This is a genomic window from uncultured Aquimarina sp., assembly GCF_947492115.1.
Lineage (GTDB): Bacteria > Bacteroidota > Bacteroidia > Flavobacteriales > Flavobacteriaceae > Aquimarina.
On the sequence record NZ_CANLMM010000006.1, the window covers coordinates 157790 to 170450 of the forward strand.

General features: G+C 35.5%; 25 protein-coding genes. All 25 read right to left on the bottom strand.

The window, feature by feature from the left end:
• Positions 1 to 87 precede the first annotated feature (87 nt).
• Complete coding sequence (gene carA / locus Q1A73_RS18120; protein WP_299608359.1) at positions 88 to 1203, bottom strand: glutamine-hydrolyzing carbamoyl-phosphate synthase small subunit; 1116 nt, start codon at positions 1201 to 1203, stop codon at positions 88 to 90.
• A gap of 126 nt (positions 1204 to 1329) precedes the next feature.
• Entirely contained in the window at positions 1330 to 1803 is a 474-nt protein-coding gene (gene rplQ, locus Q1A73_RS18125; protein WP_299608361.1) for a 50S ribosomal protein L17, read from the bottom strand.
• A 63-nt stretch (positions 1804 to 1866) separates the two neighbouring features.
• The gene (locus Q1A73_RS18130) at positions 1867 to 2859 is read right to left on the bottom strand and encodes a DNA-directed RNA polymerase subunit alpha (RefSeq protein WP_027392530.1); all 993 of its coding nucleotides are present in this window, start codon (positions 2857 to 2859) and stop codon (positions 1867 to 1869) included.
• Positions 2860 to 2886: 27 nt separating this feature from the next.
• Positions 2887 to 3492 carry a 30S ribosomal protein S4 gene (gene rpsD / locus Q1A73_RS18135; protein ID WP_219009313.1) on the bottom strand — a complete coding sequence of 202 codons (606 nt, stop codon included), beginning with the start codon at positions 3490 to 3492 and terminating at the stop codon, positions 2887 to 2889.
• A 140-nt stretch (positions 3493 to 3632) separates the two neighbouring features.
• A complete protein-coding gene (gene rpsK / locus Q1A73_RS18140; RefSeq protein ID WP_299608368.1) occupies positions 3633 to 4016 on the bottom strand; it encodes a 30S ribosomal protein S11 in 384 nt (127 codons plus the stop codon).
• A gap of 8 nt (positions 4017 to 4024) precedes the next feature.
• A complete protein-coding gene (gene rpsM / locus Q1A73_RS18145) occupies positions 4025 to 4399 on the bottom strand; it encodes a 30S ribosomal protein S13 (RefSeq protein WP_073316874.1) in 375 nt (124 codons plus the stop codon).
• 2 nt (positions 4400 to 4401) lie between these two features.
• Entirely contained in the window at positions 4402 to 4518 is a 117-nt protein-coding gene (gene ykgO, locus Q1A73_RS18150; protein ID WP_013621733.1) for a type B 50S ribosomal protein L36, read from the bottom strand.
• Positions 4519 to 4634: 116 nt separating this feature from the next.
• Entirely contained in the window at positions 4635 to 4850 is a 216-nt protein-coding gene (gene infA, locus Q1A73_RS18155; protein WP_010181908.1) for a translation initiation factor IF-1, read from the bottom strand.
• Positions 4850 to 6190, bottom strand: coding sequence for a preprotein translocase subunit SecY (gene secY / locus Q1A73_RS18160; RefSeq protein WP_299608373.1), 1341 nt, complete (start codon positions 6188 to 6190; stop codon positions 4850 to 4852). The genes infA and secY overlap by 1 nt, the downstream gene beginning before the upstream one ends.
• A 10-nt stretch (positions 6191 to 6200) precedes the next feature.
• On the bottom strand, positions 6201 to 6653 hold the full coding sequence (gene rplO / locus Q1A73_RS18165) for a 50S ribosomal protein L15 (RefSeq protein ID WP_219009316.1): 453 nt from the start codon (positions 6651 to 6653) through the stop codon (positions 6201 to 6203).
• Between the two features lie 9 nt (positions 6654 to 6662).
• Entirely contained in the window at positions 6663 to 6842 is a 180-nt protein-coding gene (gene rpmD, locus Q1A73_RS18170; protein ID WP_027392536.1) for a 50S ribosomal protein L30, read from the bottom strand.
• 13 nt (positions 6843 to 6855) lie between these two features.
• Positions 6856 to 7380, bottom strand: coding sequence for a 30S ribosomal protein S5 (rpsE, locus tag Q1A73_RS18175; RefSeq protein ID WP_219009317.1), 525 nt, complete (start codon positions 7378 to 7380; stop codon positions 6856 to 6858).
• Positions 7381 to 7386: 6 nt separating this feature from the next.
• Positions 7387 to 7743 carry a 50S ribosomal protein L18 gene (gene rplR / locus Q1A73_RS18180; protein WP_299608376.1) on the bottom strand — a complete coding sequence of 119 codons (357 nt, stop codon included), beginning with the start codon at positions 7741 to 7743 and terminating at the stop codon, positions 7387 to 7389.
• Positions 7744 to 7753: 10 nt separating this feature from the next.
• Positions 7754 to 8296, bottom strand: a complete 543-nt coding sequence (rplF, locus tag Q1A73_RS18185; RefSeq protein ID WP_299608378.1) for a 50S ribosomal protein L6 — start codon at positions 8294 to 8296, stop codon at positions 7754 to 7756.
• A 21-nt stretch (positions 8297 to 8317) separates the two neighbouring features.
• Positions 8318 to 8716, bottom strand: coding sequence for a 30S ribosomal protein S8 (rpsH, locus tag Q1A73_RS18190; protein ID WP_219009320.1), 399 nt, complete (start codon positions 8714 to 8716; stop codon positions 8318 to 8320).
• 70 nt (positions 8717 to 8786) lie between these two features.
• Positions 8787 to 9056: a 30S ribosomal protein S14 gene (rpsN, locus tag Q1A73_RS18195; protein ID WP_140597674.1), complete on the bottom strand. Its 270-nt coding sequence runs from the start codon at positions 9054 to 9056 to the stop codon at positions 8787 to 8789.
• Between the two features lie 2 nt (positions 9057 to 9058).
• Entirely contained in the window at positions 9059 to 9610 is a 552-nt protein-coding gene (rplE, locus tag Q1A73_RS18200) for a 50S ribosomal protein L5 (RefSeq protein ID WP_219009322.1), read from the bottom strand.
• A gap of 2 nt (positions 9611 to 9612) precedes the next feature.
• Positions 9613 to 9924, bottom strand: a complete 312-nt coding sequence (gene rplX / locus Q1A73_RS18205; RefSeq protein ID WP_219009323.1) for a 50S ribosomal protein L24 — start codon at positions 9922 to 9924, stop codon at positions 9613 to 9615.
• Positions 9925 to 9937: 13 nt separating this feature from the next.
• Positions 9938 to 10306 carry a 50S ribosomal protein L14 gene (gene rplN / locus Q1A73_RS18210; protein ID WP_027392543.1) on the bottom strand — a complete coding sequence of 123 codons (369 nt, stop codon included), beginning with the start codon at positions 10304 to 10306 and terminating at the stop codon, positions 9938 to 9940.
• 2 nt (positions 10307 to 10308) lie between these two features.
• On the bottom strand, positions 10309 to 10566 hold the full coding sequence (gene rpsQ, locus Q1A73_RS18215; RefSeq protein WP_025741866.1) for a 30S ribosomal protein S17: 258 nt from the start codon (positions 10564 to 10566) through the stop codon (positions 10309 to 10311).
• 12 nt (positions 10567 to 10578) lie between these two features.
• Positions 10579 to 10773, bottom strand: coding sequence for a 50S ribosomal protein L29 (gene rpmC, locus Q1A73_RS18220; RefSeq protein ID WP_299608386.1), 195 nt, complete (start codon positions 10771 to 10773; stop codon positions 10579 to 10581).
• A 12-nt stretch (positions 10774 to 10785) separates the two neighbouring features.
• Positions 10786 to 11205 carry a 50S ribosomal protein L16 gene (rplP, locus tag Q1A73_RS18225; protein ID WP_299608388.1) on the bottom strand — a complete coding sequence of 140 codons (420 nt, stop codon included), beginning with the start codon at positions 11203 to 11205 and terminating at the stop codon, positions 10786 to 10788.
• Positions 11206 to 11225: 20 nt separating this feature from the next.
• Positions 11226 to 11954 carry a 30S ribosomal protein S3 gene (gene rpsC / locus Q1A73_RS18230; RefSeq protein WP_027392547.1) on the bottom strand — a complete coding sequence of 243 codons (729 nt, stop codon included), beginning with the start codon at positions 11952 to 11954 and terminating at the stop codon, positions 11226 to 11228.
• Between the two features lie 10 nt (positions 11955 to 11964).
• Entirely contained in the window at positions 11965 to 12372 is a 408-nt protein-coding gene (gene rplV, locus Q1A73_RS18235) for a 50S ribosomal protein L22 (RefSeq protein WP_299608390.1), read from the bottom strand.
• Positions 12373 to 12380: 8 nt separating this feature from the next.
• Positions 12381 to 12659, bottom strand: a complete 279-nt coding sequence (gene rpsS, locus Q1A73_RS18240) for a 30S ribosomal protein S19 (RefSeq protein ID WP_027392549.1) — start codon at positions 12657 to 12659, stop codon at positions 12381 to 12383.
• Between the last annotated feature and the right edge of the window lie 2 nt (positions 12660 to 12661).

Sequence of the window (12661 nt, forward strand, 5' to 3'; positions counted from 1 at the left end):
ACCAGTAAACACAACAAGTTATCAACTATAACGTTATAGATCAACTTATTACATATTATCCTTTGGTTTTGCAAAAATTATGTTTTTTTAAGCCTCTACTTTTGCGTTTTTAATATTATTTATAAACTGATCAAATAGATAAACAGAATCATTAGGACCTGGACTTGCTTCTGGGTGATATTGTACAGAAAAACAATTTTTATTTTTCATTCTTATACCTGCCACAGTATCATCATTAAGATGAACATGAGTAATTTCAATTTCTGGATTTGCCTCTGTTTCTTCTCTATTGATTGCAAAACCATGATTTTGCGAAGTAATTTCTCCTTTTCCTGTAATTAAGTTTTTTACCGGATGATTAATTCCTCTATGTCCATTATGCATTTTATAGGTACCGATTCCATTAGCTAATGCAATAACTTGGTGTCCTAAACATATTCCGAATAAAGGCAAGTCTTTACTGATTATTTCCTTTGCCGTAGCAATGGCTTGGGATAAAGGTTCAGGATCTCCAGGACCATTAGATAAGAAATAACCATCTGGTCCCCATTCGCTCATTTCTTCAAAAGTAGCATTATATGGGAAAACTTTTATATAAGCATCTCTTTCAGAAAGATTACGTAGAATATTTTTCTTAACTCCTATATCCAAAGCAGAGATTTTATAAGTAGCATCAGGATTACCAAAATAATAAGGCTCTTTTGTAGATACTTGTGATGCAAGTTCTAATCCATTCATATCAGGAACTTCTGCCAATCTTTTTTTCAACCCCTCGATATCATCAATTTCTGTAGAAATCAGTGCATTCATGGCTCCATTATCTCTAATATAACTTACTAGTGCTCTTGTATCTACATCAGATATAGCCAGAAGATTATTCTCCTCTAGAAAATCTTGTAAAGAACTATCTGCACGATCACGAGAAAATTCGTAGCTAAAATTCTTTACGATTAATCCTGCAATTTTAATAGAATCAGACTCAACCTCTTCTTTTTGTGTCCCATAGTTACCGATATGTGCGTTGGTAGCTACCATTAATTGACCAAAATAGGAAGGATCTGTAAAAATCTCTTGGTATCCTGTCATACCAGTATTAAAACAAACTTCTCCAAATGCAGTTCCTTCTCTTCCAACTGCTTTTCCATAAAAAATAGTACCATCTGCTAATAAAACGATTGCCTTTTTTCGAGATTGATATTTCATCCTTTATAATTATTTAATATTACGATTCCTTTTTCTTAGGATTTAAGTTTTTACAAAAATTCAAAAAAAAAGGATAAACGACAGAACGTTTATCCTTTTCTATTATGTGTGATTAATACTAATCATTTATTCTTCTTCTGAATTAGTAGCTTCTGGTGCAGGTGCTGCAGGAGCACTAGCCTTTTTGTTTCTACCTCTACGAGTAGATTTCTTTTTAGCAGGCTTACCAGCGTTATACAATTCGTTGTAATCCACTAATTCTATCATTGCCATATCAGCGTTATCTCCAAGACGATTCCCTAACTTGATAATTCTAGTGTATCCTCCAGGTCTGTCTCCAACTTTTGCTGCTACATCTCTAAACAATTCAGCAACTGCATACTTATTACGTAATTTACTGAATACGATTCTACGGTTGTGCGTAGTATCTTCTTTAGATTTAGTTACTAATGGCTCAACAAACTGCTTTAAAGCTTTTGCTTTTGCAACTGTAGTGTTTATTCTTTTATGCTCGATAAGAGAACAAGCCATGTTTGCAAGCATTGCCTTGCGATGTGCAGTTTTTCTTCCTAAGTGGTTTACTTTTTTTCCGTGTCTCATGACATTAAAAATTTAGCATCATCTTGCTCGATCCACCTCGTGCAGAGAGCAAAATATGATGTGTTAGTCTTTATCTAATTTGTATTTAGAAAGATCCATACCGAAATTAAGACCTTTAACATTTACAAGCTCTTCAAGCTCTGTTAAAGATTTCTTTCCGAAATTACGGAACTTCATTAAATCATTTTTGTTGTAAGAAACTAAATCTCCTAATGTATCAACTTCTGCCGCTTTCAAGCAATTTAATGCTCTAACAGAAAGATCCATATCGATTAATTTAGTTTTTAATAACTGTCTCATATGTAATGATTCCTCATCATATGTTTCAGTCTGAGCAATTTCGTCAGCTTCTAACGTGATACGCTCATCAGAGAACAACATAAAGTGGTGAATCAAGATTTTAGCAGCTTCAGTCAAAGCATCTTTAGGATGTATAGAACCATCTGTAACAATTTCGAAAACTAACTTTTCGTAATCTGTTTTTTGTTCTACACGATAATTCTCGATACTATACTTTACATTTTTGATTGGCGTATAGATTGAATCAGTAAAGATTGTTCCGATAGGAGCATTTGCCTTTTTATTTTCTTCAGCAGGCACATATCCTCTACCTTTTTCTATAGTAATCTCTAGATTAAGAGCAACTTTCTTATCCATATTACAGATTACCAAGTCTGGATTAAGAACTTGAAAACCTGAAATAAACTTCTGAAAATCTCCAGCTGTTAATTGCTCTTGACCAGAAATAGAAATGGTTACTGACTCATTATCTATATCTTCAATCTGACGTTTAAAACGAACTTGTTTTAGGTTTAGAATAATCTCAGTTACATCCTCTACAACTCCAGAAATTGTAGAAAACTCATGATCTACTCCTTCTATTCTCAATGAAGTTATAGCGAATCCCTCTAAAGAAGATAGCAAAACTCTTCGTAAAGCGTTACCAACTGTCAGTCCGTATCCAGGTTCTAATGGTCTAAATTCAAACTTACCATCAAACTCACTAGAGTCGATCATGATAACTTTATCGGGCTTCTGAAAATTTAATATTGCCATATTATTGTTTCTTCTAAGAGTTATTTATTACTTCGAATATAATTCGACGATGAATTGTTCGTTGATATTTTCCGGAATTTGAATTCTTGCCGGCACAGATACAAAAGTACCTTCTTTTGTGTCATTATTAAAAGTAATCCACTCATACACCTTGCTATTGTTAGCTAATGAGTTTTGAATAACTTCTAAAGATTTTGATTTTTCTCTTACTCCTACTACATCACCAGGTTTTAAACGGTAAGAAGGAATATTTACTAACTCTCCATTAACAGTAATGTGTCTATGAGAAACTAGTTGTCTAGCTCCTCTACGAGAGTTTGCCAATCCCATTCTAAAAGCAACATTATCAAGACGAGATTCACATAATTGAAGTAAAACCTCACCAGTAATTCCTTGTGACCTTGTTGCTTTTTCGAACATATTTCTGAACTGACGCTCTAATATTCCATATGTATACTTAGCTTTTTGCTTTTCCATTAATTGGATTGCATATTCACTTTTCTTTCCTCTACGTCTGTTATTTCCATGTTGACCAGGAGGATAATTTCTTTTTTCGAACGACTTATCGTCTCCGAAGATCGCTTCACCAAATTTACGAGCGATTTTAGTTTTTGGACCAGTATATCTTGCCATTTGATTTTTACTTAAATTTTGAGAGGTAATTATGAATTAAGGTCTCTTTCCTTCGATAATTGTTTTTCCTCTTCTTAGACTTACTTTGATTTATAATATATTAATAAAAGAGATCCCGAATGAACTCGGGACACTTTTACTTATACTCTACGTCTTTTAGGAGGACGACAACCATTATGAGGCATTGGAGTTACATCGATGATTTCTGAAACCTCTATTCCAGAATTATGAATAGAACGTATTGCAGACTCTCTACCGTTTCCAGGACCTTTAACGTAAACTTTTACTTTCTTTAATCCAGCTTCTATAGCCACTTTAGCAGCATCTTCTGCAGCTAACTGTGCAGCATATGGTGTGTTCTTTTTAGAACCTCTGAATCCCATTTTACCAGCTGAAGACCAAGAAATAACGTCTCCTTTTTTATTAGTTAACGAAATAATAATGTTGTTAAAAGATGCTGTTACATGAGCTTCTCCTATAGATTCAACGATTACTTTACGTTTTTTCGAAGTTGACTTTGCCATACTACTTATTATTTAGTTGCTTTTTTCTTATTAGCAACTGTTTTTCTTCTTCCTTTACGTGTTCTAGAATTGTTCTTTGTACGTTGTCCTCTAAGTGGTAAACCAGCTCTGTGACGTATACCTCTGTAGCATCCAATATCCATAAGACGCTTAATATTCAGTTGTACTTCAGAACGTAATTCTCCTTCAATGGTATAGGCTCCTACAGCTTCACGAATACGACCAATTTGATCATCATCCCAGTCAGAAACTTTAATACTCTCGTCTACTTTGGCAGTAGCTAATATCTCTTTAGCTCTACTTCTACCGATTCCGAAGATATAGGTTAATGCTATAACTCCTCGCTTTTGTTTAGGTATATCTACCCCTGCAATTCTTGCCATAATTACCCTTGTCTTTGTTTAAATCTAGGATTTTTTTTATTAATTACGTAAAGTCGGCCTTTTCTACGCACAATCTTGCACTCGGCACTTCTCTTTTTTATTGATGCTCTAACTTTCATCTCTTTGTGTTTAAATCCTGAAAATACGTATTAGCATTTCAGAAGGTCTCGTTAACAAGATTTTCAGCCTGCAAAAGTAAACAAAAAATCTTAATTAACTAATATTCTTAAAATTATTAGTATCTGTATGTTATACGAGCCTTTGATAAATCATAAGGACTCATTTCCAATTTCACTTTATCACCTGGTAGTAATTTAATATAATGCATACGCATTTTACCAGAGATATGGGCTGTCACCACGTGACCATTTTCTAATTCCACACGAAACATTGCATTAGACAATGCTTCTATAATACTTCCATCTTGTTCTATTGCTGGTTGTTTTGCCATTATGCTACCGCTTTTCTATTTTTACCAGTTTTCATTAATCCATCATAATGTCTGTTTAACAAATATGAATTAACCTGTTGCATTGTATCAATTGCTACTCCCACCATAATTAGTAATGAGGTTCCTCCGAAAAACAGTGCCCATCCTTGTTGAACACCTAATAACTTAACTGCAATAGCAGGGAATACAGCAATCAAAGCTAGAAATATAGATCCTGGTAATGTTATCTGAGACATTATTTTATCTAAATACTCTGCTGTTTCACTACCTGGTCTGATTCCTGGAATAAAACCACCGCTTCTTTTTAAATCATCAGCCATCTTGTTTGTCGGTACAGTAATAGCAGTATAGAAATATGTAAAGATTATAATTAACAAACCAAATACCACGTTATACCAAAACCCAAAAATATCGCTGAATGCAGCTGCTATTCCCTGAGAAAAATCAGAATCCGAAAGTTTCGCAACCGCAGCAGGCACAAACATAATAGCTTGTGCAAATATAATCGGCATCACCCCCGAGGCATTAAGTTTCAAGGGTATGTATTGACGAGAACCAAATACATTTTTCTCATATCCCCCACTTGCAGTTCTTCTGGCATATTGCACCGGTATTTGACGAACAGCCATCACTAATAGCACGGAAGCTAAAATAATAACAAACCAAATTACTAATTCAATCAATACCATAATCACATCACCTCCTTCTCCAGAAGTTCTAGAAACAAAATTCTGAACAAATGATTGAGGAAGTGTAGCAATAATACCAACCATAATCAATAAGGATATTCCATTACCGATACCCTTATCGGTAATCTTTTCTCCCAACCACATCGCAAAAATACAACCAGTTGTAAGAATTATAACAGACGATACAACGAAAACAGTTTGACTAATTTCGGTGCTAAAAGCAGTAGCCGGAAGAGTGGCAAACAAATTGTAAATATAACCTGGTCCTTGTATTAAAGTTATCGCAATTGTTAACCATCTAGTGATCTGATTAATTTTTTTCCTTCCACTCTCCCCCTCTTTTTGCAACTTCTGCAAGTACGGAATGGCTATACCCATGAGTTGCACAACAATTGAAGCCGATATATATGGCATAATCCCAAGAGCAAACACAGAGGCATTAGCGAATGCCCCACCAGTAAACGCATTAAATAAACCAAGTAATCCATTTTCTGTTTGAGCCCCTAAACTAGCTAACTCACCTCCATCTACTCCAGGAAGCACGACTTGTGCTCCAAATCGATATACTAAAAGCAATCCTAATGTCACTAGAATTCTATTTTTCAGCTCTTCGATTTTCCAAACGTTTTTTATTGTATCAATAAATTTCATGAAATATCTTTTATAAGGTTACCGCTTCACCACCTGCTGCTTCAATTGCAGCTTTTGCAGTGGCTGTAAATTTATGTGCTGAAACCTTTAATTTTGCTTTCAGCTCACCTCTTCCCAGTATCTTAACCAAATCATTTTTCCCCGCTAAACGTGTTTCCAATATCACGTCTAGATCTACAGTATCAGTTATTTTACCAGCGTCAACTAGCTTCTGAAGTGTATCTAAATTGATTCCCTGATATTCTTTTCTATTAATATTAGTAAAACCAAACTTAGGCACACGTCTTTGAAGAGGCATTTGCCCACCTTCGAAACCAATCTTTCTAGAGTAACCAGAACGAGACTTTGCTCCCTTGTGACCACGAGCAGCTGTTCCACCTTTTCCAGAACCTTGACCACGACCTAATCGCTTGCTGTTATTTTTTACTGAACCTGCAGCAGGTTTTAAGTTACTTAAATCCATGTGCTTATATTATTTTGTTTCTACTGAAACTAAATGTTTAACTTTATTTACCATCCCTAGGATATTAGGAGTGTCATCGTGCTCAACAACCTGACCGATCTTTTTAAGACCTAAAGCCTCTAGAGTTCTTTTCTGTCTCTGAGTACGGTTTATCGCGCTTTTTACTTTAGTAATTTTAATCTTTGCCATCGTTCCTAATTTATTATCCTTTAAATACTTTTTCAAGTGAAACACCTCGTTGCTTAGCAACTTGTTCTGCACTTCTCATTTGTAACAAAGCATCGAAAGTTGCTTTCACCACATTATGAGGGTTAGATGATCCTTGATTTTTAGAAAGTACATCATGCACACCAACAGATTCTAATACCGCACGGATCGCTCCACCGGCAATAACTCCTGTACCCGTTGCAGCAGGCATTAATAATACTCTTGCTCCACCGTACTTACCTTTTTGTTCGTGAGGTAAAGTTCCTTTATTTAATGGTATACGTACTAGATTCTTCTTAGCATCTTCTACTGCTTTGGCAATAGCTTCAGCAACTTCTTTAGACTTACCTAAACCATGACCTACAACACCGTTTTCGTCTCCTACAACAACGATAGCAGAGAATCCAAATGCTCTACCTCCTTTTGTTACCTTAGTAACACGTTGTACACCAACTAAACGATCCTTTAATTCAAGTCCACTTGGTTTTACTAATTCTGCGTTTTTATATTTTTGATACATAATTTCTTAGAATTTAAGTCCTCCTTCTCTAGCTCCTTCAGCTAATGATTTAACTCTTCCATGGTACAAATATCCACCTCTATCAAAAGATACGGTTTCTACACCTGCTTTCATAGCTTTTTCTGCTAGAGCTTTACCAACTAAGCCAGCTTTTTCTGCTTTGCTTCCTGATGCAGCTGCTATATCTTTATCTCTTGAAGAAGCAGCACTAATAGTCTTACCAGTTACATCATCTATGATCTGTGCATAGATCTCTTTATTACTTCTAAAAACAGATAATCTAGGACGTTGTTCTGTTCCGCTTACTGTTCCGCGGATTCGCTTTCTGATTTTTAATCTTCTTAAATCTTTTGAGAATGCCATAACTTCGTTATTATGCAGATTTACCTGCTTTTCTTCTTAATTGCTCTCCTACGAACTTAACTCCTTTTCCTTTGTAAGGTTCTGGCTTACGGAATCCTCTAATCTTAGCGGCTACCTGACCAACCAATTGCTTGTCATGAGAAGTTAATTTTACGATCGGGTTTTTACCTTTTTCAGATATAGTTTCGATTTTTACCTCTGGTGCAACATCTATAACGATGTTATGAGAAAAACCTAAAGCCAAATCTAATTTCTGTCCTTGATTAGAAGCTCTATATCCTACCCCTACCAATTCTAACTCTTTAGTAAAACCTTCTGAAACACCCTGTACCATATTGTTGATTAAAGCTCTGTATAATCCGTGCTTCGCTCTATGATCTTTAGCATCACTAGGTCTTTCTAGAACAACCTGACCTTCTTCTACTTTCACATCGATACTATCGATCTCCTGTGAAAGCTCTCCTAATTTTCCTTTAACAGTAACAACATTACCTGTCACCTCTACAGTGACACCAGACGGAATAGTTACTGGATTTTTTCCTATTCTTGACATTTCTTTTGTCTTTTTTTACTGTTAGTATACGTAACAAAGTACTTCTCCACCTACATTCTCTCGCTTAGCTTGCTTACCAGTCATTACACCGTGAGAAGTAGAAACAATCGCAATACCTAATCCATTAAGAATTCTTGGTATTTCTTTAGATCCTGCGTATTTACGTAAACCAGGCTTACTGATTCTTTGTAATTCTTTAATCACAGGCTCTTTTGTTAACTTATCGTATTTAAGAGCAATCTTAATACTACCTTGTGTTGTATTATCCTCAAATTTATAACTTAAGATATACCCTTGATCGAATAATATCTTAGTAATCTCTTTTTTAACTTTCGATGCAGGAATCTCAACTACTCTATGTTGAGCGCTATTTGCATTACGAATTCTAGTTAAATAATCTGCAATAGGATCTGTATTCATTATTTGATATTTATGATCTTGGTTTTCAATTATTTCTTAACCGAACCTTAGACCAATTAATTTTTTGTTATTACCAACTAGCTTTAGTTACACCTGGAATTAATCCCTTATTTGCCATTTCTCGGAAAGTAACACGAGAAATTCCAAACTGACGCATATATCCTTTTGGTCTTCCTGTTAACTTACAACGATTGTGCATACGGATTGGCGAAGCGTTTTTCGGTAATTTTTGTAATGCTTCATAATCTCCAGCTTCTTTTAAAGCCTTACGCTTTTCAGCATATTTAGCAACCGTTTTAGCTCTCTTCACCTCACGGGCTTTCATTGATTCTTTAGCCATAATTAATTCTTTTTAAAAGGTAAACCTAGTTCAGTTAACAATGATTTTGCTTCTTTATCAGTATTCGCAGAAGTTTCGAAAGTGATATTCATTCCTGAAATTTTATTCACCTTATCAATATCAATCTCCGGGAAAATGATCTGCTCAGTAATCCCTAAAGAGTAATTACCTCTACCATCAAAACCAGTTGCTTTAATACCATTAAAATCTCTTACACGTGGTAAAGCTGAAGTAATCAAACGATCTAAAAACTCATACATTCTTTCTCCTCTTAACGTAACCTTAGCACCTATTGGCATTCCTTTACGTAATTTGAAAGAAGCAACATCCTTCTTAGAAATTGTAGCTACAGCTTTTTGCCCTGTAATTGTTGTTAATTCATCTACAGCGTAATCGATTAACTTTTTATCTGCTACAGCTGCACCAATACCTCTACTTAAAACTATTTTTTTAAGTTTTGGTACTTCCATTACATTACCGTAACTAAATTCTTCTGTAAGAGCTGACACGATTCTGTCTTTATACTCTTGTTTAAGTCTTGGGATATAAGCCATAACTATATTACTTCATTAGATTTTTTAGAAAATCTCACTTTCTTATCTCCTTCCATTCTATATCCAACTCTTGTAGTCTCACCATTAGATGTTAACAATGATAAATTGGAAATATGAATTGGTGCTTCTTGCTTTACTATACCACCTTGTGGATTAGCAGCACTAGGCTTTTTGTGTTTTGAAACAAGGTTTACACCTTCAACAATTGCCTTGTTCTTATCTTTCAATACCTTTTGTACAGTTCCTTGCTGACCTTTATTGTCTCCAGCAATAACCTTTACTGTATCTCCTGATTTAATTTTTAGTTTTGTCATGTCTGCAATACTATTAAAGCACTTCTGGCGCTAGTGATACAATCTTCATAAACTGCTTGTCACGAAGTTCTCTCGCTACAGGACCAAACACACGTGTTCCTCTCATTTCTCCAGCAGGGTTCAAAAGAACACATGCATTATCATCGAAACGAATATAAGAACCATCTGGTCTGCGCACTTCTTTTTTGGTACGAACTACAACTGCAGTTGAAACCGCTCCTTTTTTGATATTTCCATTTGGAGTTGCTTCTTTAACACTGACAACGATCTTGTCTCCTACAGAGGCGTATCTTCTTTTTGTACCACCTAAAACACGGATAACTAAAACTTCTTTACCACCTGTGTTGTCTGCTACTTTTAATCTAGACTCTTGTTGTACCATAATTACTTAGCTCTTTCAATTACTTCTACTAATCTCCAGCATTTGGTTCTACTCATAGGTCTTGTTTCCATGATCTTTACGGTATCACCAATATTGCAGTCATTTTTCTCGTCGTGCGCAACATATTTCTTTGTCTTTAACACGAACTTTCCGTACATCGGGTGTTTCACTTTTTTAACCTCAGAAACCACAATTGACTTCTGCATTTTGTTACTAGTAACTACACCTATACGTTCTTTTCTTAAGTTTCTTTTTTCCATCTTTCAGCAGAATTAACCGTTTAATTCTCTTTTAGTAAGCTCTGTTTCCATTCTCGCAATAGATCTTCTAACTTTACGGATTTGTAAAGGATTTTCTAATGGAGACATAGCATGAGCCATTTTTAAATCTGAATATTCTTTTCGATATTTTCCAAGTTCCTCTTGTAATTCAGCTGTCGACGATTCTTTTACTTGTGATTGTTTCATAATCTTCAATTATTAAGCTTGATAATCTCTAGCTACGATAAACTTAGTTTTAACTGGTAATTTCTGAGCGGCTAAGCGTAACGCCTCTTTAGCCACATCATGAGGAACACCACTTATCTCAAACAAGATTCTTCCTGGTTTTACAACTGCTGCCCAATATTCTACAGCACCTTTTCCTTTACCCATACGTACTTCAAGAGGTTTCTTTGTAATAGGCTTGTCTGGGAAAATTTTAATCCACAGAGAACCTTCTCTTTTCATATAACGAGTAGCAGAAATACGAGCTGCTTCTATTTGTCTAGCGGTTACAAAACTTGAATCTAATGCTTTGATTCCGAAAGTTCCATTTGAAAGCGTATGACCTCTTTGAGAAAGACCTTTCATACGTCCTTTTTGCTGCTTACGGAATTTTGTTCTTTTAGGCTGTAACATTGTTAATTTACTTTAAAAAATTACTTTCTACGACGTGATTTATTATTTCCACCTCGTCCGGCTCCTCTGTCGCCTCCTTTTCCTTGTTTCTTAGAAAGACCTACTAAAGGAGAAAGCTCTCTCTTACCATATACTTCGCCTTTCATAATCCATACTTTTACACCCAATCTACCATAAGTAGTGTGCGCTTCTACCAAAGCATAATCTATGTCAGCTCTAAATGTTGATAAAGGAATTCTTCCGTCTTTATAAGACTCTGAACGCGCCATTTCAGCACCATTTAATCTTCCTGAAATTTGAATTTTGATACCTTCAGCATTCATTCTCATTGCAGCCGCAATAGCCATCTTTATTGCTCTACGATAAGAGATACGACTCTCTATCTGTCTAGCAACACTAGATCCTACTAAAAACGCATCAAGCTCTGGTCTCTTGATTTCAAAAATATTAATCTGAACTTCCTTATCTGTAATCTTCTTAAGCTCTTCTTTTAACTTGTCTACCTCTTGGCCACCTTTTCCGATAATAATCCCAGGTCTAGCAGTAGTGATAGTAACGGTTACAAGTTTAAGCGTACGCTCAATAATTACTCTAGATACACTAGCTTTAGATAAACGTGCGTGTACGTACTTTCTAATCTTATCGTCTTCGGCTAATTTATCACCGTAGTCATTACCTCCATACCAGTTGGATTCCCATCCTCTAATGATACCAAGGCGATTTCCGATTGGATTTGTCTTCTGTCCCATACTATTTATATTAGCTTTGTGTATTATTTTTTGCCGCAACCACGATTGTAACGTGATTAGAGCGTTTTCTTATTCTGTGTGCACGACCCTGCGGTGCTGGACGTAATCTTTTTAACATACTTCCACCATCTACACGAATCTCTTTTACGAAAAGATCAGCATCTTCAATGCTTGCGTCTTCATTTTTTGCTTGCCAGTTTGCTATTGCAGAAAGCAATAACTTTTCTAAACGACGTGCAGCTTCTTTTTGACTAAATCTAAGAATATGAAGCGCTCTTTCTACCTTTTCACCACGAACTAAATCTGCTACTAAACGCATTTTGCGAGGTGACGTAGGACAGTTATTAAGTTTAGCAAAAGCAATCTGCTTTTTCTCTTCCTTAATTCTTTCTGCCATTTCTCTTTTACGAACTCCCATAGCTTAAATTATTTTTTACCTTTATTTTTAGCACCAGCGTGCCCTCTGAAAGAACGTGTTGGCGAAAACTCTCCTAATTTATGACCTACCATATTTTCTGTAATGTACACAGGAACAAACTGGCGACCATTGTGAACTGCGATCGTCTGACCAACAAAATCAGGAGAAATCATAGAAGCTCTTGACCAAGTCTTGATAACAGTTTTCTTATTAGCCTCAACATTCGCTGCAACTTTCTTCTCTAACTTGTAGTGAATGTAAGGTCCTTTTTTTAATGAACGTGCCATAT

Excerpts from the sequence above, each read along its gene's own strand:
- rpsK (WP_299608368.1), bottom strand. The coding sequence starts at position 4,016 with ATGGCAAAGTCAACTTCGAAAAAACGTAAAGTAATCGTTGAATCTATA.
- rpsC (WP_027392547.1), bottom strand. The coding sequence starts at position 11,954 with ATGGGACAGAAGACAAATCCAATCGGAAATCGCCTTGGTATCATTAGA.
- rplR (WP_299608376.1), bottom strand. The coding sequence starts at position 7,743 with ATGGCATTCTCAAAAGATTTAAGAAGATTAAAAATCAGAAAGCGAATC.
- rplQ (WP_299608361.1), bottom strand. The coding sequence starts at position 1,803 with ATGAGACACGGAAAAAAAGTAAACCACTTAGGAAGAAAAACTGCACAT.
- rpsD (WP_219009313.1), bottom strand. The coding sequence starts at position 3,492 with ATGGCAAGATATACTGGTCCAAAAACTAAAATCGCTCGTAAATTTGGT.
- Q1A73_RS18130 (WP_027392530.1), bottom strand. The coding sequence starts at position 2,859 with ATGGCAATATTAAATTTTCAGAAGCCCGATAAAGTTATCATGATCGAC.
- carA (WP_299608359.1), bottom strand. The coding sequence starts at position 1,203 with ATGAAATATCAATCTCGAAAAAAGGCAATCGTTTTATTAGCAGATGGT.
- rpmD (WP_027392536.1), bottom strand. The coding sequence starts at position 6,842 with ATGGCAAAGATTAAAATTACTAAAGTAAAAAGCGCGATAAACCGTACT.
- rpsE (WP_219009317.1), bottom strand. The coding sequence starts at position 7,380 with ATGTATCAAAAATATAAAAACGCAGAATTAGTAAAACCAAGTGGACTT.
- rplN (WP_027392543.1), bottom strand. The coding sequence starts at position 10,306 with ATGGTACAACAAGAGTCTAGATTAAAAGTAGCAGACAACACAGGTGGT.
- rplE (WP_219009322.1), bottom strand. The coding sequence starts at position 9,610 with ATGGCTTATATCCCAAGACTTAAACAAGAGTATAAAGACAGAATCGTG.
- rpsN (WP_140597674.1), bottom strand. The coding sequence starts at position 9,056 with ATGGCTAAAGAATCAATGAAAGCCCGTGAGGTGAAGAGAGCTAAAACG.
- secY (WP_299608373.1), bottom strand. The coding sequence starts at position 6,190 with ATGAAATTTATTGATACAATAAAAAACGTTTGGAAAATCGAAGAGCTG.
- rpsM (WP_073316874.1), bottom strand. The coding sequence starts at position 4,399 with ATGGCAAGAATTGCAGGGGTAGATATACCTAAACAAAAGCGAGGAGTT.
- rplP (WP_299608388.1), bottom strand. The coding sequence starts at position 11,205 with ATGTTACAGCCTAAAAGAACAAAATTCCGTAAGCAGCAAAAAGGACGT.
- rplV (WP_299608390.1), bottom strand. The coding sequence starts at position 12,372 with ATGGGAGTTCGTAAAAGAGAAATGGCAGAAAGAATTAAGGAAGAGAAA.
- infA (WP_010181908.1), bottom strand. The coding sequence starts at position 4,850 with ATGGCAAAACAACCAGCAATAGAACAAGATGGAAGTATTATAGAAGCA.
- rplO (WP_219009316.1), bottom strand. The coding sequence starts at position 6,653 with ATGGATTTAAGTAACTTAAAACCTGCTGCAGGTTCAGTAAAAAATAAC.
- rplF (WP_299608378.1), bottom strand. The coding sequence starts at position 8,296 with ATGTCAAGAATAGGAAAAAATCCAGTAACTATTCCGTCTGGTGTCACT.
- rpsS (WP_027392549.1), bottom strand. The coding sequence starts at position 12,659 with ATGGCACGTTCATTAAAAAAAGGACCTTACATTCACTACAAGTTAGAG.
- rpsQ (WP_025741866.1), bottom strand. The coding sequence starts at position 10,566 with ATGGAAAAAAGAAACTTAAGAAAAGAACGTATAGGTGTAGTTACTAGT.
- rplX (WP_219009323.1), bottom strand. The coding sequence starts at position 9,924 with ATGACAAAACTAAAAATTAAATCAGGAGATACAGTAAAGGTTATTGCT.
- rpmC (WP_299608386.1), bottom strand. The coding sequence starts at position 10,773 with ATGAAACAATCACAAGTAAAAGAATCGTCGACAGCTGAATTACAAGAG.
- rpsH (WP_219009320.1), bottom strand. The coding sequence starts at position 8,716 with ATGAATACAGATCCTATTGCAGATTATTTAACTAGAATTCGTAATGCA.
- ykgO (WP_013621733.1), bottom strand. The coding sequence starts at position 4,518 with ATGAAAGTTAGAGCATCAATAAAAAAGAGAAGTGCCGAGTGCAAGATT.